The organism is Billgrantia sulfidoxydans (assembly GCF_017868775.1).
In the GTDB taxonomy this organism is placed as follows: domain Bacteria; phylum Pseudomonadota; class Gammaproteobacteria; order Pseudomonadales; family Halomonadaceae; genus Halomonas; species Halomonas sulfidoxydans.
The window spans coordinates 4,317,399-4,335,455 of sequence record NZ_CP053381.1 but is presented as its reverse complement, the minus strand read 5'-3'; the positions used below and the strand labels follow the sequence as shown (position 1 = coordinate 4,335,455).

General features: G+C 68.2%; 18 protein-coding genes and 2 pseudogenes. 9 read left to right on the top strand and 11 right to left on the bottom strand.

The genetic code is table 11. From position 1 onward, the window contains the following. Positions 1-20: 20 nt before the first annotated feature. On the bottom strand, positions 21-947 hold the full coding sequence (locus HNO51_RS20190; protein WP_197448913.1) for a LysR family transcriptional regulator: 927 nt from the start codon (positions 945-947) through the stop codon (positions 21-23). A 146-nt stretch (positions 948-1,093) separates the two neighbouring features. On the opposite strand from HNO51_RS20190, the gene HNO51_RS20185 reads away from it, so the two are divergent. Beyond that, positions 1,094-1,870: a ferredoxin--NADP reductase gene (locus tag HNO51_RS20185; protein ID WP_197448912.1), complete on the top strand. Its 777-nt coding sequence runs from the start codon at positions 1,094-1,096 to the stop codon at positions 1,868-1,870. 275 nt (positions 1,871-2,145) lie between these two features. Here the strand turns inward: HNO51_RS20185 and glnK are convergent, their stop codons facing one another. The 3 genes from glnK to HNO51_RS20170 form a co-directional block, all read right to left on the bottom strand. Continuing rightward, positions 2,146-2,484 carry a P-II family nitrogen regulator gene (gene glnK / locus HNO51_RS20180; protein ID WP_086509163.1) on the bottom strand — a complete coding sequence of 113 codons (339 nt, stop codon included), beginning with the start codon at positions 2,482-2,484 and terminating at the stop codon, positions 2,146-2,148. 138 nt (positions 2,485-2,622) lie between these two features. After that, positions 2,623-3,948: an ammonium transporter gene (locus HNO51_RS20175; protein ID WP_209538164.1), complete on the bottom strand. Its 1,326-nt coding sequence runs from the start codon at positions 3,946-3,948 to the stop codon at positions 2,623-2,625. A gap of 45 nt (positions 3,949-3,993) precedes the next feature. Beyond that, positions 3,994-4,332 (bottom strand): P-II family nitrogen regulator, encoded by a 339-nt coding sequence (locus tag HNO51_RS20170; protein WP_197448910.1) that lies wholly within the window; start codon positions 4,330-4,332, stop codon positions 3,994-3,996. 287 nt (positions 4,333-4,619) lie between these two features. Between HNO51_RS20170 and HNO51_RS20165 the strand changes: the two genes are divergently transcribed. Together HNO51_RS20165 and HNO51_RS20160 are read left to right on the top strand one after the other, a co-directional pair. Continuing rightward, on the top strand, positions 4,620-4,976 hold the full coding sequence (locus tag HNO51_RS20165; RefSeq protein ID WP_197448909.1) for an accessory factor UbiK family protein: 357 nt from the start codon (positions 4,620-4,622) through the stop codon (positions 4,974-4,976). 75 nt (positions 4,977-5,051) lie between these two features. Further along, positions 5,052-6,557 carry a YifB family Mg chelatase-like AAA ATPase gene (locus HNO51_RS20160; protein WP_197448908.1) on the top strand — a complete coding sequence of 502 codons (1,506 nt, stop codon included), beginning with the start codon at positions 5,052-5,054 and terminating at the stop codon, positions 6,555-6,557. A gap of 6 nt (positions 6,558-6,563) precedes the next feature. Here the strand turns inward: HNO51_RS20160 and HNO51_RS20155 are convergent, their stop codons facing one another. After that, a complete protein-coding gene (locus tag HNO51_RS20155; RefSeq protein ID WP_209538163.1) occupies positions 6,564-7,043 on the bottom strand; it encodes a hypothetical protein in 480 nt (159 codons plus the stop codon). Then, positions 7,037-8,020 (bottom strand): alpha/beta hydrolase, encoded by a 984-nt coding sequence (locus tag HNO51_RS20150; RefSeq protein WP_209538162.1) that lies wholly within the window; start codon positions 8,018-8,020, stop codon positions 7,037-7,039. The genes HNO51_RS20155 and HNO51_RS20150 overlap by 7 nt, the downstream gene beginning before the upstream one ends. A gap of 304 nt (positions 8,021-8,324) precedes the next feature. Between HNO51_RS20150 and HNO51_RS20145 the strand changes: the two genes are divergently transcribed. Then, the gene (locus HNO51_RS20145) at positions 8,325-10,499 is read left to right on the top strand and encodes a malate synthase G (protein ID WP_197448905.1); all 2,175 of its coding nucleotides are present in this window, start codon (positions 8,325-8,327) and stop codon (positions 10,497-10,499) included. 90 nt (positions 10,500-10,589) lie between these two features. Here HNO51_RS20145 and HNO51_RS20140 read toward each other — a convergent pair whose 3' ends face one another. Then, positions 10,590-11,525 (bottom strand): substrate-binding domain-containing protein, encoded by a 936-nt coding sequence (locus tag HNO51_RS20140; RefSeq protein ID WP_209538161.1) that lies wholly within the window; start codon positions 11,523-11,525, stop codon positions 10,590-10,592. A 103-nt stretch (positions 11,526-11,628) separates the two neighbouring features. Beyond that, a pseudogene (locus tag HNO51_RS20135) lies at positions 11,629-11,868 on the bottom strand (response regulator); the annotation flags it as partial. 295 nt (positions 11,869-12,163) lie between these two features. Between HNO51_RS20135 and HNO51_RS20130 the strand changes: the two are divergent. Next, the gene (locus tag HNO51_RS20130; RefSeq protein WP_111414879.1) at positions 12,164-12,577 is read left to right on the top strand and encodes a PaaI family thioesterase; all 414 of its coding nucleotides are present in this window, start codon (positions 12,164-12,166) and stop codon (positions 12,575-12,577) included. On the opposite strand, the gene HNO51_RS20125 is transcribed toward HNO51_RS20130, so the two are convergent. Continuing rightward, positions 12,553-12,957, bottom strand: coding sequence for a DUF423 domain-containing protein (locus tag HNO51_RS20125; protein ID WP_197448903.1), 405 nt, complete (start codon positions 12,955-12,957; stop codon positions 12,553-12,555). The genes HNO51_RS20130 and HNO51_RS20125 overlap by 25 nt on opposite strands. A gap of 104 nt (positions 12,958-13,061) precedes the next feature. Between HNO51_RS20125 and thiS the strand changes: the two genes are divergently transcribed. Genes thiS through trmB form a run of 3 tightly spaced genes read left to right on the top strand, consistent with a single transcriptional unit; the run spans position 13,062 to position 14,881 of the window. Continuing rightward, entirely contained in the window at positions 13,062-13,262 is a 201-nt protein-coding gene (thiS, locus tag HNO51_RS20120) for a sulfur carrier protein ThiS (protein ID WP_197448902.1), read from the top strand. A gap of 59 nt (positions 13,263-13,321) precedes the next feature. Continuing rightward, positions 13,322-14,116, top strand: coding sequence for a thiazole synthase (locus HNO51_RS20115; protein WP_197448901.1), 795 nt, complete (start codon positions 13,322-13,324; stop codon positions 14,114-14,116). Positions 14,117-14,140: 24 nt separating this feature from the next. Continuing rightward, positions 14,141-14,881, top strand: a complete 741-nt coding sequence (trmB, locus tag HNO51_RS21110) for a tRNA (guanosine(46)-N7)-methyltransferase TrmB (protein WP_242597162.1) — start codon at positions 14,141-14,143, stop codon at positions 14,879-14,881. A 10-nt stretch (positions 14,882-14,891) separates the two neighbouring features. Here the strand turns inward: trmB and HNO51_RS20110 are convergent. Continuing rightward, a pseudogene (locus tag HNO51_RS20110) lies at positions 14,892-15,746 on the bottom strand (DMT family transporter); the annotation flags it as partial. Positions 15,747-15,831: 85 nt separating this feature from the next. On the opposite strand from HNO51_RS20110, the gene HNO51_RS20105 reads away from it, so the two are divergent. After that, positions 15,832-16,737: a LysR family transcriptional regulator gene (locus tag HNO51_RS20105; protein WP_197448899.1), complete on the top strand. Its 906-nt coding sequence runs from the start codon at positions 15,832-15,834 to the stop codon at positions 16,735-16,737. A gap of 391 nt (positions 16,738-17,128) precedes the next feature. On the opposite strand, the gene HNO51_RS20100 is transcribed toward HNO51_RS20105, so the two are convergent. Next, positions 17,129-18,046, bottom strand: coding sequence for an AEC family transporter (locus HNO51_RS20100; RefSeq protein ID WP_209538159.1), 918 nt, complete (start codon positions 18,044-18,046; stop codon positions 17,129-17,131). Positions 18,047-18,057: the final 11 nt, after the last annotated feature.

The window sequence follows — 18,057 nt, the reverse complement described above, 5'->3', positions numbered from 1 at the left end:
GGGCAGAGGGGCGGGAGGGGTCAGGACACCGGCGGCAGGTCGATCTCGTCGCTGCGCCTGACCCCTTCGGTCATCTGCCGGCACAGGCGCAGGAACTCGCGCATGCCGGTAGCCAGGTACTTGTGGCGGTGCCAGATGAAGGCGAACTGGCGGCTCAGGTCGAGCTCGGGGGTGGGAATCGGCACCAGGCTGCCGCGGCGGAAGGCGTCGCGCAGCGCCAGCCTCGAGACGCAGCCGATGCCGAGCCCCGACTCCACCGCCCGCTTGATCCCCTCGGTGTGCTCCAGCTCCAGCAGGGTATTGAAGCGCCCGCGGCGGTGGCGCGCGGCCTGCTCCAGGGTCATGCGCGTCCCCGAGCCCTGCTCGCGCATGATCCACGCTTCGCGCAGCAGGCGATCCAGCTCCACCGGCCCCTGCCCGGCCAGCGGATGACGCGGTGAGCAGAACACCGACAGCTCGTCCTCCACCCACGGCTGGGTGATCACGTCCTCCTCCTCGCAGTGCCCCTCGATGAGCCCCAGGTCGAGCTCGTGCTGACGCACGCGGTCGACGATCTCGCGGGTGTTGCGCACCGCCAGGCGCACCCGGCTGCCCGGGTGGCGCTGCATGAAGTCGCTGATCAGCAGGGTGGCCAGGTAGTTGCCGATGGTCAGGGTGGCGCCCACGTCGAGGGAGCCGATGCCCTGCTGGCCGTGCAGAATCTCCTCGATCTCCTCGGCGCGGTCGAGCAGCGCCACCGCCTTGGGCAGCAGCTGGAAGCCCAGCGCGTTGAGCCGTAGTCGCTTGCCGACGCGGTCGAGCAGCTGGCAGTCGAACTGGCGCTCGAGCTCGGCCAGGGCGGTACTGGTGGCCGACTGCGACAAGGAGAGGGCGCGCGCCGCACGCGAGACGCTCTCGTGCTGGGCGACGGCGACGAAGACCTCGAGCTGGCGCAGGGTGAAATGCATGAAGCGGCTCGTCGTTGATCTATATCAGTAGTCTGGATAAAGGTTATCCATACAATCCAATTAACAGATAAACCTTGCGCTCTTATAATGCAAGCAAATCGTTTTGCCCTTTGATTTATTCGATATTGGAATAGGAAGGAGCCGGCATGAGCAAGTTTGCGTTGGAAGAGGTGCTTAGCGTCCATCACTGGAACGACACCCTGTTCAGCTTCCGCACCACCCGCGAGCGCAGCCTGCGCTTCAAGAACGGTCAGTTCGTGATGATCGGCCTGGAGGTGAACGGCAAGCCGCTGATGCGGGCCTACTCCATCGCCAGTCCCAACTACGAGGACCATCTCGAGTTCTTCAGCATCAAGGTGCCCGACGGCCCGCTGACCTCGCGCCTGCAGCACCTCAAGGTGGGCGATTCGATCATGGTCAGCCGCAAGCCCACCGGCACCCTGGTCACCGACGACCTGCTGCCGGGGCGCAACCTCTATTTCCTCTCCACCGGTACCGGCCTGGCCCCGTTCATGAGCCTGATCCAGGACCCCGAGGTGTACGAGCGCTTCGAGAAGGTGATCCTGGTGCACGGTGTGCGCAGCGTCAGCGAGCTGGCCTATGCCGACTTCATCCAGAAGGAGCTGCCGGCCCACGAGTACCTGGGCGACGAGATCAAGGAGAAGCTGGTCTACTACCCCACCGTGACCCGCGAAGAGTTCCACACCATGGGCCGCCTCACCGATCATATCCGCAGCGGCAAGCTGTTCGAGGACACCGGCGTAGCACCGATGGACCCCAAGCAGGACCGCGCCATGATCTGCGGCAGCCCGGCGATGCTCGACGAGACCAGCGCGCTGCTCGACGACCTGGGCTTCAACATCTCGCCGCGCATGGGCGAACCCGGCGATTACGTCATCGAGCGCGCCTTCGTCGAGAAGTAAGCCTTGAGTTGCAAGATTGAAGAAAAGACCCCGGGCAGGCCCCCGGGGTTTTTTGTATAAGCTGTCTGGCTTCGAGCTTCGAGCTTCGAGCTTCGAGCTTCGAGCTTCGAGCTTCGAGCTTCGAGCTTCGAGCTTCGAGCTTCGAGCTTAGACTGCATCCTTGCCGGTTTCGCCGGTGCGGATGCGGAGGTGCGGCTTCCCGATCACCTGCTCCAGCGGGGTGATGAAGATCTTGCCGTCGCCGATCTTGCTGAATGTGTAGGCGCGACCTGGGTCTATACGGCATCCTTGCCGGTTTCGCCGGTGCGGATGCGGATCACCTGCTCCAGCGGGGTGATGAAGATCTTGCCGTCGCCGATCTTGCCGGTATTGGCGACCTGGGTGATGGCGTCGATCACCTGCTCGACGAGGTCGTCGTCGATGGCGATCTCGACCTTCACCTTGGGCAGGAAGTCGACCACGTACTCGGCGCCGCGGTAGAGCTCGGTATGGCCCTTCTGGCGGCCGAAGCCCTTCACTTCGGTGACGGTGATGCCCTGGACGCCGATCTCCGAAAGCGACTCGCGAACGTCGTCGAGCTTGAACGGCTTGATGATGGCAGTCACCAGTTTCATGGTCTGTTTCCTCATGGTCGGGCAGGGTCCGCAGCTCGGACCCGGATGATACGGGAGCGGTTGGCCTCAAGCATACACCGCCCTCGGCAGGAAGAAAAAAGGCTCCCCGCGGGGAGCCCTTTGACAAGCCTGTCGTGCCTACTCGACGTGGGGCTGGCCGAGCGGTGCGCCGACGCCGTAGCCGCCGGATTGCGGGCGTCCGCTGCTGCCGCCGTAGACCCGGGCGACGCTGAACTCGGGATAGGCCTCCATGCCGCATTCGGCCAGGTCGACCCCCTCGTACTCCTCCTCTTCGCTGACGCGAACGCCCATGAGCGCCTTGATGGCCAGCCATACCACCAGGCTGGCGACGAAGACCCAGGTGAAGATGGCGATCGCGCCGACGATCTGGGCGCCGAAGGAGGTGTCGGCGTCGGACAGCGGTACCGCCAGCAGGCCCCAGATGCCCACCACGCCATGCACCGAGATGGCGCCGACCGGGTCGTCGATCCTGAGCTTGTCGAGGGTGACGATGGCGGCCACCACGATCATCCCGCCCACGGCGCCGATCAGCGTGGCGCCCAGCGCCGAGGGGGTCAGCGGACCCGCGGTGATCGCCACCAGCCCGGCCAGGGCGCCGTTCAGCGCCATGGTCAGGTCGGCCTTGCGGAACCACAGCTTGGCCAGGACCAGCGCGGTGATCACACCGCCGGCGGCGGCGGCGTTGGTGTTGACCAGCACCTGGGCCACGTTGTTGGCCGAGGCGACGTCGGAGAGCTTGAGCTCGGAGCCGCCGTTGAAGCCGAACCAGCCCATCCACAGGATGAAGGTGCCGACGGTGGCCAGCGGCAGGTTGGCGCCGGGGATGGCGTGGATGCTGCCGTCCTTGCCGTACTTGCCCTTGCGCGGGCCGAGGATCAGCACGCCGGCCAGCGCCGCGGCCGCTCCGGCGAGGTGCACGATACCGGAGCCGGCATAGTCGGAGAAGCCCAGCTCGGAGAGCCAGCCACCGCCCCAGGTCCAGTAGCCCGAGACCGGATAGATGACGCCGGTCATGACCACCGCGAAGGCGAGGAAGGCCCACAGCTTCATGCGCTCGGCCACGGCGCCGGAGACGATCGACATGGCGGTGGCGACGAACACCACCTGGAAGAAGAAGTCGGCGCGCATGGAGTAGTAGGGGGCGTCGTCGCCGCCGGCGGTGACCGCGTCCACGCCGTTCTCGGCGCCGATCAGCACGCCCAGGTTGGGCAGGATGCCGCCGGCGTCGCTCGAGTACATGATGGCGTAGCCCACCAGCAGGTACATGGTGCAGGCGATGGCGAACAGGGCGATGTTCTTGGTCAGGATCTCGGCGGTGTTCTTGGCCCGTACCAGGCCCGCCTCGAGCATCGAGAAGCCGGCGGCCATCCACATCACCAGCACGCCGCATATCAGGAAATAGAAGGTGTCGAGCGCGTAGCTCAACTCGGCAAGTTCATTCATGGGGGTCTCCATCGCTCTTGTCTGCTCTTCTCTTGAGGGGAGCCGTTACACGGCCTCGGCGCCACGCTCGCCGGTGCGGATGCGAATGACATCCTCCAGCGGGGTCACGAAGACCTTGCCGTCGCCGATCTTGCCGCTGTTGGCCGCGCCGCAGATGGCGTCGAGCACGCCCTCGACGCGGGAGTCGTCCACGGCGACCTCGACCTTCACCTTGGGCAGGAAATCGACCACGTACTCGGCGCCGCGGTAGAGTTCGGTGTGGCCCTTCTGGCGCCCGAAGCCCTTCACTTCGGTCACGGTGATGCCCTGGACGCCGTTGTCGGCCAGCGCCTCGCGGACGTCGTCGAGCTTGAATGGCTTGATGATGGCGGTGATGAGCTTCATCGCGTCTCTCCCTGCTGGTAAAAGGGACGGCGGGGTCGCCGGCCGGCTGTACGCCATCCATGCGCGGATCGTGCCAAACCTCTCTTATTTTCGCGGAAACATAACGTTGCGGGCGGTTTTCGGCGTGTCTTGCGCCGCAATGGCGCAGCGGGTGCCGGGGATGTGCACCAAGGTGGTGCTGGCGTGTGGTGCGGCTGCGCCATGAGGGGGCGGGAGAAGGGCATGCGCCACGGCGGGGCCTTGCGTATGCTGTAGGGCAACATTCAGGCCAACAGGAGAAGCGCACCATGGCGAGTCAGGACCCCATCAGCCGGCTAGCGCAGCAGTTGGGCGAGCGCCTGCAGGGCGCGGCCCAGGCGCCGGAAGAGTTCCAGAAGGGCATTCAGCAGGTCGTACGCGGTGCCTTCGACCGCCTCGAGCTGGTGTCGCGGGAGGATTTCGACATCCTCATGGACGTGATGCAGCGCACGCGAATCCGCGTCGAGGCCCTCGAGCAGCAGGTAGCGGCACTGGAGAAGGCGCTGGCGGCCCGCGAGACGCCGGTGACCCAGGCGACCCTCGCGCCGGCCGGGCAGGGCGCCGCAGATGCCTCTCCCCCGCAGGATGCACCGAGCAACGCGGAGGACGACCAGGCCGAGCGCTGAGCCAGCGTGGAGAGCCCGTTGCGGCAGAGTGCTAGTATCTAGCCCTTACGCACATGGACTGCGAGGGACTGCGCGATGCTGGCGATCGTTGCCACACGGGCCGGCCTGGGGCTGGAAGCGCCCGAGGTGCAGGTCGAGGTACATCTGGCCAACGGCCTGCCGGGGATGACCCTGGTCGGCCTGCCCGAGGCCGCCGTCAAGGAGAGCCGCGAGCGGGTGCGTAGCGCCCTTACCAACGCCGGCTTCGATTTCCCCAATACGCGCAGGATCGTGCTCAACCTGGCGCCCGCCGACCTGCCCAAGGTCGGCGGGCGCTTCGATCTGCCCATTGCACTGGGCATCCTGGTGGCCTCCGGCCAGCTGCCCGGCGAGGCACTCGAAGGCATCGAGAGCGTCGGCGAGCTGGCGCTGGACGGCCGTCTGCGCCCCATCAACGGCGTGCTGCCCCTGGCGCTCGCCGCGCGCAAGGCCGGGCGCAAGCTGATCGTGCCCCGGGAGAATGCCGACGAGGCGGCGCTGGCCGGCGACCTTCAGGTGCTGCCGGCCGAGCACCTGCTCGAGGTGATGGCCCACCTGCTGGGGCAGGAGCCCATCGCCGCGCACCGTCTCGAAGCGCCACCCCTCGCCGACACCCGCGAGGGCGACCTGGCCGAGGTGCGCGGCCAGCACCAGGCCCGCCGCGCGCTGGAAATCGCCGCGGCCGGCTCGCACAACCTGCTCTTCGCGGGGCCACCCGGCACCGGCAAGACCATGCTGGCGAGCCGCCTGCCCGGTATCCTGCCCGAACTCACCGAGGAGGAGGCGCTGGAAGTCGCCGCCATCCGCTCGGTGTGCGGCCTGCCCCTGGCCGAGCAGTGGGGGCGCCGCCCTTTCCGCGCGCCGCACCACACCGCCAGCGCCGTGGCGCTGGTCGGCGGCGGCTCCTGGCCGCGGCCGGGCGAGATCTCGCTGGCCCACCACGGCGTGCTGTTTCTCGACGAGCTGCCCGAGTTCAGCCGTCACGTGCTTGAGGTGATGCGCGAGCCGATGGAGTCGGGCCGCATCCATATCGCTCGCGCCAACCACGAGCGCCGCTTCCCTGCCCGTTTCCAGCTGGTGGCCGCGATGAACCCGTGCCCCTGCGGTCACCTGGGCGACCCGCGCCAGGCCTGCCAGTGCACCGCGGCGCAGATCCAGCGCTACCAGTCGCGGCTCTCCGGGCCGCTGCTCGACCGCATCGACCTGCAGATCGAAGTGCCGGCGCTGCCGCCGGAGCAGCTCACCTCACGCGAGGTAGGCGAGAGCTCGGCGGAGGTGCGCGCCCGGGTCGTGGCCGCCCGCGAGCGGCAGTACGCCCGCGGCGCGCTCAACGCCCACCTGGGCGGGCGCGAACTGGAAGCGGCCTGCGCCCTGTCGACGGCCGACCGTGCCTGGCTGGCGGGGGTGCTCGAGCGCCTGCGTCTGTCGGCGCGCGCCTACCACCGGGTGCTGCGCGTGGCGCTGACGCTGGCCGATCTGGCCGCCAAGCCGCATCCGGAGCGCGGCGAGCTGATGGAGGCGATCGGCTACCGGCAGCTAGACCGCCAGCTCCGCCAGGCATAGGGGCTGCTACAACGCCGTGGCGTCGAAGGCACCCTCGATCTCGGTCTCCCACAGTGCACTCTCCGCGTCGGGGCGATAGAGCGACAGGGTGAGGCGGTAGGGCAACAGGTCTCGGTCGGAGAGGGTCAGGCGGGGGGCGGTGGCTTCCAGGCGGCTCTCCATGCGCCACTGGTGGTCGCCGCCCTCGCCGCTCATGGCGGGCCGCCAGTCGAGCACCTGGGGGCCGTCGCTCGCCGCCAGCAGGGCGCGGGTGAGGCTCTCCAGGAAGCGCTCGCTGCCGATCTCGAGACTGGCATCCACCTCGGGTGTCACCAGTAGCAACACCTGCTCCTGGGTGGGCTGCAGGGCGTCCACGTCCATCACCCGAGCGACGGCGCGGTCGCTCAGGTTCTGCAGGGCACGGCGAATGGGGTCGGGCTCGGGGGGCGGGGCGGCGCATCCGGTGAACAGGGCGAGCAGCAGGAGCAGGGCGATCGGTCTCAGCATCGGGAGAGGCGCTCCTGGGCGGTCGGCGTCAGGCCTTGTTCCAGCTCGGCGACGAAGGCATCGAGGATGGCGAACAGGCTGGCCCGAATGGGCTCGGCCTCGTTGACCAGGTGATGACGTGCTTCCGGGTGGCGGTGGATACGGGCATGGGGGAACTTGCGCTCGAGCACCGCCAGGTTCCACTCCCAGTCCACCGTGACGTCCTGCTCCCCCTGCAGGATCAGGGTGGGCACCTCGCTGGGGGGCAGGGCGAGCAGTTGGGGCATCCAGCGGCGCATGGCGCTGACCCAGTTCAGCGAGAGGTGCTCCGGCTGCAGCGGGTCGTGCTCACGCAGGAAGGCAGCGAACTCGGCGTCGGTGGAGTTGGCCGCGAAGCGCCGCGGCACGCTCTGCACGAAGGGGCCCACCAGGGTGTGCAGCCAGCCCGCCTGGGGCCAGCCGAAGGGGCGCACCAGGGGGGCGAGCAGGGCCAGGCCCGACCAGTGCCCTTCGCCAGGTCGGCTCAAGGCGTCGGTGGCGAGAATGGCGGCGCCGGTGCTCTGACCGATGCCGAGCCACGGGCGGGGGGCCAGGCCCCCGGCATCCAGCTGCTCCTGCAGCGCATGGAGGCATTCGCCATAGTGGGCGAAATCGTCGATGCAGGCGCGTTTGCCGCTGGACAGGCCATGCCCCGGCAGATCCCACAGCACCACCCGCCAGTGGCGTTCCAGCAGCCGTTCCAGCAGGTGGCGATAGAGGCCGAGGTGGTCGTAGTAACCGTGCACGACGAAGACCGTGCCGATCGGCGCTGTCGGGTTCCACACCTGGGTCCAGAGCTGGTAGCGCTGGGCATCCACGTAGCCGACGTAGAGCCCGACCCGCTCGGTGAGCAGCGGCGCCAGGCCATAGTGGGCCAGGTAGCCGGCCAGCGAAGGTTCTCCATCGGCCCGGAAGGGGGCAATCGGCCCCAGCGCCTGCAGCGGGGTGAAGTCGGTCATGGCGTTCTCCAGCGAATCAAGACATTGTCCCCTCGAATCCTTTCGTCTACCGCGGCATAAAGCGTGCAGTAAGTTTACCTACCGACCATGCTGTGGGTGAGCTATCACTGTGATAAGCCACATTTTTCTGACCATTTGGTCAAAATGCCGGTTCTTAACCCTATGTCTAGTAGGGTAGCCCCTCCTTCGGGTTTACATGTGGAACAGTTTTCCACAGAATTGGCGCCTTCGCAGTGGTATCACCCCACGAATTGCGGCTGGCCGAGCGCATGACATCGGCCGCCACGCAGGAGGAGACTTTTCCATGTCCGAACGCGTCACACGCCATCGTCTCCAGGTGGCCGCTGAACTGGACCGTTTCATCAACGACCGGGCTCTCCCCGGCACCGGTCTCGATGCCGAGAGCTTCTGGGCCGGGGTCGATGCCATCTTTCATGATCTGACACCGAAAAACCGGGAATTGCTCGCCGAGCGTGAGCGCCTGCAGGAGCAGCTGGATACCTGGCACCGCGAGAACCCCGGTCCCGTGCGCGACATGAGCGTCTATCGCGCCTTCCTCGAGGAGGTCGGCTACTTGGCGGAGGCGCCCTCCCAGGTCACGGTCTCCACCGCCAACGTCGATCGCGAGGTTGCCCTCCAGGCCGGCCCGCAGCTGGTGGTCCCGGTGAGCAACGCCCGCTATGCGCTCAATGCCGCCAATGCCCGCTGGGGCAGCCTCTACGACGCGCTCTACGGCACCGATGCCATCTCCGAGGAGGACGGCGCCGAGAAGGGCGCGAGCTACAACCCCAAGCGCGGCGAGAAGGTCATCGCCTACGCTCGCGGCGTGCTCGACCTGGCCGCCCCGCTGGCCACCGGCAGCCATCGTGACGCGGTCAAGTATGCGCTGCGCGACGGGCATCTGGTGGCAACCCTCGAGGGTGGCCGCGAGACCGGCCTGAAGGAGCCGGGCAAGCTGATCGGCTATCAGGGCGACGCCGCCAGCCCCGAGGCGATCCTGCTGGCCAACCACGACCTGCACCTGGAGATCCAGATCGACCCCAGCCACCCGATCGGCAAGACCGATCCCGCCGGCGTCAAGGATCTGCTGGTCGAGGCCGCGTTGACCGCGATCATGGACTGCGAGGACTCGGTGGCCGCGGTCGACGCCGAGGACAAGGTCGGTGTCTATGCCAACTGGCTGGGGCTGATGAAGGGTGACCTGGCGGAAGCCATCGAGAAGGGCGGCAAGACCTTCACCCGCCGCCTCAACGCCGACCGCGACTACACCACGCCGGACGGCGGCAGCCTGACGCTGCCGGGCCGCTCGCTGATGTTCGTGCGCAACGTCGGCCACCTGATGACCACCCCGGCGGTGCTCGACGCCGACGGCAACGAGCTGCCTGAAGGCATCCTCGACGGCATCGTGACGAGCCTGTTGGCCATGCACGACCTGAAGAAGGGTGAAGGTGAGGCGCGCAACTCGCGCCAGGGCTCGGTCTACATCGTCAAGCCGAAGATGCACGGTCCCAAGGAGGTCGCCTTCGCCAATGAGCTGTTCGGCCGCATCGAGGACCTGCTGGGCCTGGCCCGCGACACCCTCAAGATGGGCATCATGGACGAGGAGCGCCGCACCTCGGTCAACCTCAAGGCGTGTATCGCCGAGGCCGCTTCGCGAGTGGTGTTCATCAACACCGGCTTCCTCGACCGCACCGGCGACGAGATGCACACCGCCATGGAGGCGGGCCCGATGATCCGCAAGGGCGACATGAAGAATGCCGCCTGGATCGGCGCCTACGAGCGCAACAACGTCCAGGTCGGCCTGGCCTGCGGCCTGCGCGGCCGCGCCCAGATCGGCAAGGGCATGTGGGCCATGCCCGACCTGATGGCCGCCATGCTCGAGCAGAAGGTCGGCCATCCCAAGGCCGGGGCCAACACCGCCTGGGTGCCGTCGCCCACCGCCGCGACCCTGCACGCGCTGCACTACCACCAGATCGATGTTGCCGCCATCCAGCGCGAGCTGGAGGCCCAGGGCGAGCCGGACTTCCTGGACGACCTGCTCACCGTGCCGGTGGCCGAGAAGGCCGAGTGGTCCGACGCCGAGCGGCAGCAGGAGCTCGACAACAACTGTCAGGGCATCCTCGGCTACGTGGTGCGCTGGGTCGAGCACGGCGTGGGCTGCTCCAAGGTGCCCGACATCCACGACGTGGGGCTGATGGAGGACCGTGCCACGCTGCGGATCTCCAGCCAGCACATCGCCAACTGGCTGCACCACGGCGTGGTCGACGCCGAGCGCGTGCAGAAGACCCTGGAGCGCATGGCCAAGGTGGTCGACGAGCAGAACGCCGGCGACCCGGCCTATACGCCGATGTCGGCCGACTACGCCGGCTCCAGCGCCTTCCAGGCCGCCAGCGACCTGATCTTCAAGGGTCGCGTGCAGCCTTCCGGCTACACCGAGCCGCTGCTGCACCACTGGCGCGCCGTGCACAAGGCCAAGTGATCGCGGCCGACGCCGGCCCTGAAACAGCGCCCCCGTCGGGAGACCGGCGGGGGCGCTGTGCATTGCGGCAAGGCGGCGTCCCGCGCATCGCTACTTGGCTGCGGCGCCGTCTCCCCAAGGGTCGAAATGCCCGGCATTCTCCCGCGTGATCAGCTGCGTGGCGAGCCGGATCGCCTGGCGCTCCTGGCGCCCGCTCGCGGCCAGCTGACCCAGGCTTTCGCGAATGGCCGTTTCCGCCATGCGGCGCGGGGATTGCGCGGCGGTGGCGACCAGCAGCGCCGGGGACTCCTGCAGCGCTGCGATGCCTTCGGGTGAACCATCCACCCCCACGATGAACAGGCCCGACTGCCCGGCCAGGCGAGCGGCGCTGGCCGCCCCGATGGCCGATGGGTCGTTGATGGCAAACACCGCATCCAGCTCGGGGTAGACGCTGATCAGGTAGGTCATGGCCTCGAGGCCGCCGCTGTAGGTGCCACCGCCGTTGTGGTCGTCGCTGAGCAGTTCGATCCCGGGGTGCCGGTTCAGCACCGCGCGACAACCGCTCACGCGATCCGTCACCGACGACACCGGCGCGCCGTTGATGATCGCCACTCGCCCGGCGTGCCCCAGACGCTCGGCCATGTAAGCGCAGGCCACCTCCCCGGCCTGAACGTTGTCGGTGGTGACGGTGACATCCGCCCCCTGTGCATCGATGTCGACCGCTGCCACCACGATGCCGGCCTGCTGGGCCCGGCGCACGGCCGGCCCGATGGCCTCGCTGTTGGCGGCGGCCAGCACGATGATGTCCATGCCCGCTTGCGTGAAGGCGTCGAGCTGGTGGACCTGGCGTTCGAGGTCGTAGGCGCTCGACCTGACCTCCAGCGCCACGTCGCCGGGATGCAGCGCCTGCGCCGAGTCGCCGATGGCCTCTGCCAGGGTGGCGAAGAAGGGATTGCCCAGATCCGCCACGCTGACCCCGATCCTGAGCGGCTCGGCGTGAAGAGGAGCGGCATACAGCGCCACCAGGAGGATGAACAGCTTGCGCACACGGGCTCCCTTCGATTGGGGTGAAGCGTATTGGCGGATCACCCACCCGCGCCATCAGTTCGCGCAGGTTGAACGGCTTCATCAGGAAGTCGTCGGCCGCGACCTCCAGGCCCAGGATGCGATCGGTTTCATCCCCCTTGCCGGTCAGCATCATGATCGGCACCGGGCTGGTCGCGCGAACCTCGCGAGCCACCTGCAGGCCGTTCTCGCCGGCCAATTTCAGGTCGAGCACGACCAGGTCGGCCGGGTCGCGGGCGAGCAGTTCATGCAGGGCCTGGCCGCTGCGCAGGGCGCTGACCCGGTAGCCCTCCTCCTGAAGGACATCCTGCAGCACATCCAGCATGTCGACTTCGTCGTCCACCACGGCAATGTGGTAGCGGGCCTGGTTCGTCACGGGGCTGGGTATTGTCATTGTCTCTCCCGCCAGGGCGCACGCGCCCCCAACCTGTCGAGGGTATCCTTGCCCCGGCATGTTAATGGAAGATTTCACCGTTAGCGGTATGCTCGACCATTGAACGATTCGGTTCATGCTGTCGTCGTGCGGGGGCGTACGGTTTCCTGTGGAGGACGACTGTGCGGAAGGGTTGGCTTGCGTTATCTTGAGCCTCGCTTCCATCGCCTACTGCCAGGAGAGTCTCATGCCCGTGATGACCGCCGCCGCCATCGAGGACTTTCTCGACGAGGTGTTTCCCCAGCGCGCCGGCACCATCGAGGCGGTCGATCACATGCGGGCGACCATGAGCCTGGCCATCGAGGACGAGCACCTGCGGCCGGGCTCCAGCGTGTCCGGGCCGACCATGATGGGGCTCGCCGACGTCTGCCTCTACGTGGCGATCCTGGCCCAGATCGGCCCCGAGCCGATGGCCGTGACCACCGACCTCAACTGCCATTTCCTGCGCCGCGCCCGCGGCGACCGCGACCTGATCGCCAACGCCCGCGTGATCAAGCTGGGGCGCCGCCTGGCGGTGGGTGAGGTGCAGCTGTTCTCCGCCGGCGACGAGCGCCCCGTGGCCCACGTCACCGCGACCTACGCCATCCCGGATTCGGACTGAGCCTCGGGCAGGCCGCGCAGCGCACAGACGGCCAGCGCCAGCCAGCCGGCGATCAGCAGCACGCCGCCGAACGGCGTCACCATGCCCAGGCCGCCGAGGCCGCTGAGTGCCAGCGCGTAGAGGGAGCCGGAGAACAGCAGGATCCCCGCTGTCCAAAGACCCAGCACGAGGTACTGGCCGCGGGTGGGACGCGCGGCGCGCCAGCCCAGCACGCCGAGTAGCGCCAGGGTGTGCCACATCTGGTAGCGCACGCCGGTCTCGAAGGCCGCCGCCAACCGTTCGGGCAGCTGGCCCTGCAGGGCGTGGGCGGCGAAGGCGCCGGCCATCACCGTCATGCCACCCGAGAGCGCCGCCAGGCACCACCAACCGCGGTCATGCATCGTGTCTCCTCCTGCGGACAAGGCATTGCCGCCTACCGTACCGCGGGGAGCGCTAAGGGGCTACAATATCGGCCCGCGACACTCGTCAACGTGGAGAGCACGCCATGCAGATTCAGCTCAACGGTGAGGCCCGAGACCTAGCCCCCGGTCTCACGCTGGCGCAGTTGATCGACAGCCTTGGTCTGAGCGGGCGGCGTATCGCCGTCGAGCGCAACGAGGAGATCGTGCCCAAGAGCGAGCACGACACCACCTCCCTGACCGACGGCGACCGCATCGAGATCGTCCACGCCATCGGCGGTGGCTGACGCCTACGTCGTCCGCCCGCTTGCCGATCCAGACTTCGCTACAGACACAGGCCCAAACGATGACAGACTTCTTCCAGGACCAGCCGCTGCGGATTGCCGGCCACGCCTTCGCCTCGCGCCTGCTGGTCGGCACCGGCAAGTACCAGGACTTCGACGAGACCGCCGAGGCCATCGCCGCCTCAGGCGCCGAGGTCGTCACCTTCGCCGTGCGCCGCACCAATCTCGGCCAGGAAGCCGGTCCCAACCTGCTCGACGTGGTACCGCCGGAGCGCTTCACCCTGTTGCCCAATACCGCCGGCTGCTATACCGCCAAGGACGCCGTGCGCACCTGCAAGCTGGCGCGCGAGCTGCTCGACGGCCACAAGCTGGTCAAGCTCGAGGTGCTGGGCGACGACTCGACCCTCTATCCCAACGTGGTCGAAACCCTCAAGGCGGCGGAGGAGCTGCTCAAGGACGGCTTCGACGTGATGGTCTACACCAGCGACGACCCCATCGTGGCCAAGGAGCTCGAGCGCCTGGGCTGCTGCGCGATCATGCCGCTGGGCTCGCTGATCGGCTCCGGTCACGGCATCCAGAACCCGCACAACATCCGCCTGATCATCGACCAGGCGCAGGTGCCAGTGCTGGTGGATGCCGGGATCGGCACCGCCTCTGACGCCGCCATGGCCATGGAGCTGGGCTGCGACGGCGTGCTGATGAACTCGGCCATCGCCCACGCCCGCCAGCCGGTGCTGATGGCCAGCGCCATGAAGAAGGCCGTCGAGGCCGGGCGCGAGGCCTTCCTCGCCGGACGCATGCCGCGTCGCCAGACCGCCGAGCCTTCCTCGCCCTTTGCCGGCCGCATCAACGGCTGAACCCACCGGAGCCGCAACGAATCCATGAGTGACCCGCAACGCGATACCGCCACCACCGGCCCGGAAGGGCCGGACGCCCCGCTGCATCGTCGCGGCATCAAGAGCTACGTGCTGCGTGCCGGGCGCATGACCCAGGCCCAGACCCGCGGCCTGGAAGAGGTCTGGCCGCGGCTGGGCCTGACCCTGGCCGACGGTCGGCAGGACCTCGACGCCCTGTTCGGGCGCCGGGCACCGCGGGTGGTGGAGGTCGGCTTCGGCATGGGCGCCTCGCTGGTTGAGCAGGCCGAGACCCACCCCGACACCGACTTCATCGGCATCGAGGTGCACGCCCCGGGGGTGGGCAAGCTGCTCGACGAGGCCGACAAGCGCGGCCTGACCAACTTTCGCGTCTATCGCGAGGACGCCCTGGCCGTGCTCGAACAGTGCCTGCCGGAAGCCAGCCTCGACACCCTGCAGCTGTTCTTCCCCGACCCCTGGCCAAAGAAGAAGCACCACAAGCGGCGCATCGTGCAGCCCGCTTTCGTCGAGCTGATTCGTACCCGCTTGAAGCTGGGTGGCAAGCTGCACATGGCCACCGACTGGCAGGCCTACGCCGAGTGGATGGCCGAGGTGATGGCGGCCGCGCCGGGCTACGTCAACTCTGCGACGCCCGAGACGGCACCTTATGTGCCGCGTCCGGCGTTTCGCCCGCTGACCAAGTTCGAGGCACGCGGCGAGCGTCTCGGTCACGGGGTGTGGGACCTGATCTTCGAACGTAGCGAATAGCCAGGCCGGCACCGCCGCCGGCCAGCACCATGCCGGCGAGCCCGGTCGGGCCGAGGCGCTCGCCGAACATCGCCGCGGCCCACAGCAGCGTCACTCCCGGCGTCAGGTGCACCAGCGCCGAGGTCAGCGTGACGCCGAGGCGCCGCAGGCTGGCGATGAAGAAGCCGTAGCCGCCCAGGCTCGACAGCACCACCAGCCAGCCGATGGCGGCAAGGAAAGGGGGGGCCAGCGTCGGCGGCGACAGCCTGCCTCCCCCCACTACCAGCGCGGCCAGCAGGAAGATTCCCGCGGCCGCGAGCAATTGGGCCAGCAGCGCCGCCGGTAGCGGCATGGCGGGTGCCTGACGCACCGCCAGTACGCTGCCGAGCGTGACCGAGACCACCGACAACAGCGGCACTAGATAGGCCCACCACGGCGCGGCCAGCGGTTGCTGCATGTCGTCGGCCACGCACAGCGCCACGCCCAGGCTGGCGATGGCCATTCCCAGCCAGCCACGCGGCTGCAGGCGTTCTCCCAGCAGCGGGCCTGCCAGTGCCGCTGCCAGCAGCGGCTGCAGGGCGGTGACGAGCGCCGTGACGCTGGCGCTGACGCCCAGGTCGATGGCCACGATCACGCCCAGCAGGTAGCCGCCCATGGTCAGGCTGCCGACCGCCATCTCCCGCCGCATATCGCTCGCCCTCGGCGCTTCGTCGAGCCGCCACCGGCACCATAGCGCCACCAGCAGGGCGGCGAGCAGAAAGCGCCAGGCGAACAGACTGAGCACTGGCGTATCCAGTGCGCTGGCAAGTCGGCCACCAACGAAGCCGGAGCTCCAGCACACCACGAAGCCGGCGGCGATCAGTAGCGACAGGATCTGCTGAGGCATTGTTGTGCTCCTCGGTTACGGGAGCTTGAGCTTGACGGCTATCGAGGCTTCAATGAAGCGATATTGTTTGCAGGCAGGGTTCAATATGGTTGAAGTCTCGGCGACGCTGGATCTCGAACTGCTGCGCAGCTTCCAGGCAGCGGCCCGGCTTGGCTCGCTGGCGGCGGCGGCCGAACAGCGGCACCGCACCGTCAGCGCCATCAGCATGCAGATCAAGCGCCTGGAGGCGTTGCTCGATGCCCGCCTGCTGGAGCGCGGGCCGCGCGGCGTCGTGCCGACCGCCACCGGCGAGGCGCTGTTGCAGGAGGCGCGCGAACTGCTGCGTATGCACGACGGCATTGTCGCTCGCTACGCCGGGCGTGGCCTGCGGGGCAAGGTGCGCTTCGGCCTGCCCGAGGATTACGCCCGCGAGCTGCTCGGCGACGTATTGCCCGAGTTCACCGCGCGCCACCCCGAGGTGCTGCTGCAGGCGGTGACGGCCACCAGCGGCGAGCTGGCACGCCAGCTGGAGCGCGCGCGGCTGGACCTGGCGGTGGTGCTGGACCGCCCCATCGCCTTGCCCGGGGGCGAGCCGCTGTGGCGCACCCGGCCGGTATGGGCCGCGCCACGTATCGCCAACCTGACCGAGCGGGACAGCCTGCCGCTGGCCCTGCACGAGGTCGATTGTCCCTACCGGGCGCTGGCCGCCGAAGCCCTGAAGCGGCTGGGCAGGCCCTGGCACGCGGTGTTCACCAGCACCAGCATCCACGCCATCGAACGCGCGGTGGAGACGGGCCTGGCGATCAGCGTGCTCGACCGCGAGCGTCTGACCCCCGCCATGCGTGAGCTGGGCGAGGCCGAAGGGTTGCCCGTGCTCGGGCGCTGCGAAGCGCAGCTGCACTTCGCCCGCGCCATCGAGCCGGGCTCGCGGCCTGCCGCCCAGGCGCTGGCTGAGTTGCTGCGCGAGCGCCTGCGGGGGCGTGGGCCCTGGCGCGGCGCAGGAGCGGGATGAGGGTGGGTGAGGCGCAGGCAAGGCCCTGACCTTGTAAAAAGCAGCAATGAGGGGGTGTTTCTGAACAAGGAAGCGCCTCCAGGGGAGGCGCAGGCAAGACCCTGACCTTGTAAAAAGCAGCAATGAGGGGCCTTCCAAGCAAAAAAAAGCGCCTCCAGAGGAGGTGCAGGCAAGACCCTGGCCTTGTAAAAAGCAGCAATGAGGGACCTTCCAAGCAAAAAAAAGCGCCTCCAGGGGAGGCGCAGGCAAGACCGTGACTAGCAATGAGGGGGAGAAACCATAGCGGGAAACTGGCGGTTCCCCTAATGGCCGTGGTGCCTCATCAACACCACGCCTTCAATGTAAGCCATTCTCATTATCGCCGTCAACACGAATGCGAATGTTTTTTATTTCAGCTTCCGGCGAGATGCAGCCACAGGGGTAGCGTCGCCATGGCCAGCAGCGTCTGGCCGGTGATCAGGGCGGCCATCAGCTCGGCATCGCCACCCAGCTGGCGCGCCAGGATATAGGCCGACGTGGCGGTGGGCAGGGCGGCGAACAGCAGCGCCACGTCGCGACTCACGGCATCCAGCCCCAGCAGCAGCGCCACGGCCAGCACCAGCGCCGGCATCAACAGCAGCTTGACCAGGTTGGCAGTCCACACGCCGCGATCCACCCGCAGCAGCGCCTGGGGGCGCAGGGCAACACCCACCGCGACCAGCCCCAGCGGCAGGGCGGCGCGGCCCAGCAGCTCCACGGCGGAGGCGCTCCAGCCGGGCAGGCCGATGCCGGAGAGATTGAGGCCGATGCCGGCCAGGCAGGCGAGGATCAGGGGGTTGCGCACCAGTGCCGCCAGGCTCTTGCCCAGGCTCGAGGGGCCGAGGGTACCGGCGGCGATGAAGCTGGCCACGCACAGCACGTTGACCACCGGCACCATCAGCGCCACGGCGACCGCCGCCACCGTGGCACCGGCGGAACCGTGCAGGGCCGCGGCGCCGGCCACGCCGACGTAGGTGTTGAAGCGCAGCGCGCCCTGGAACACCGACGTGAAGGCCGCCGGCTCGAGGCTCAGCCGCCCTTGCACGGCCCACAGCAGGACGGCGAACGCGACCAGCCCGCCGAGCAGGGCGGTGGCCAGCCGGACCACGGGAACTTCGCCCACGTCGGCGGTCGCCAGGGTGGCGACCAGCATGGCGGGGAACAGCAGGAAATAGATCACCTTTTCGAGCTGAGCCCAGAATTCTCCGTTCGGCTGGCGCAGCCGGCCCAGCGCGGCGCCGAGCAGAATCAGCAGAAACAGGGGCCCCAGCGCATCGGCGACGCCTTGCATAGCGGTATCCT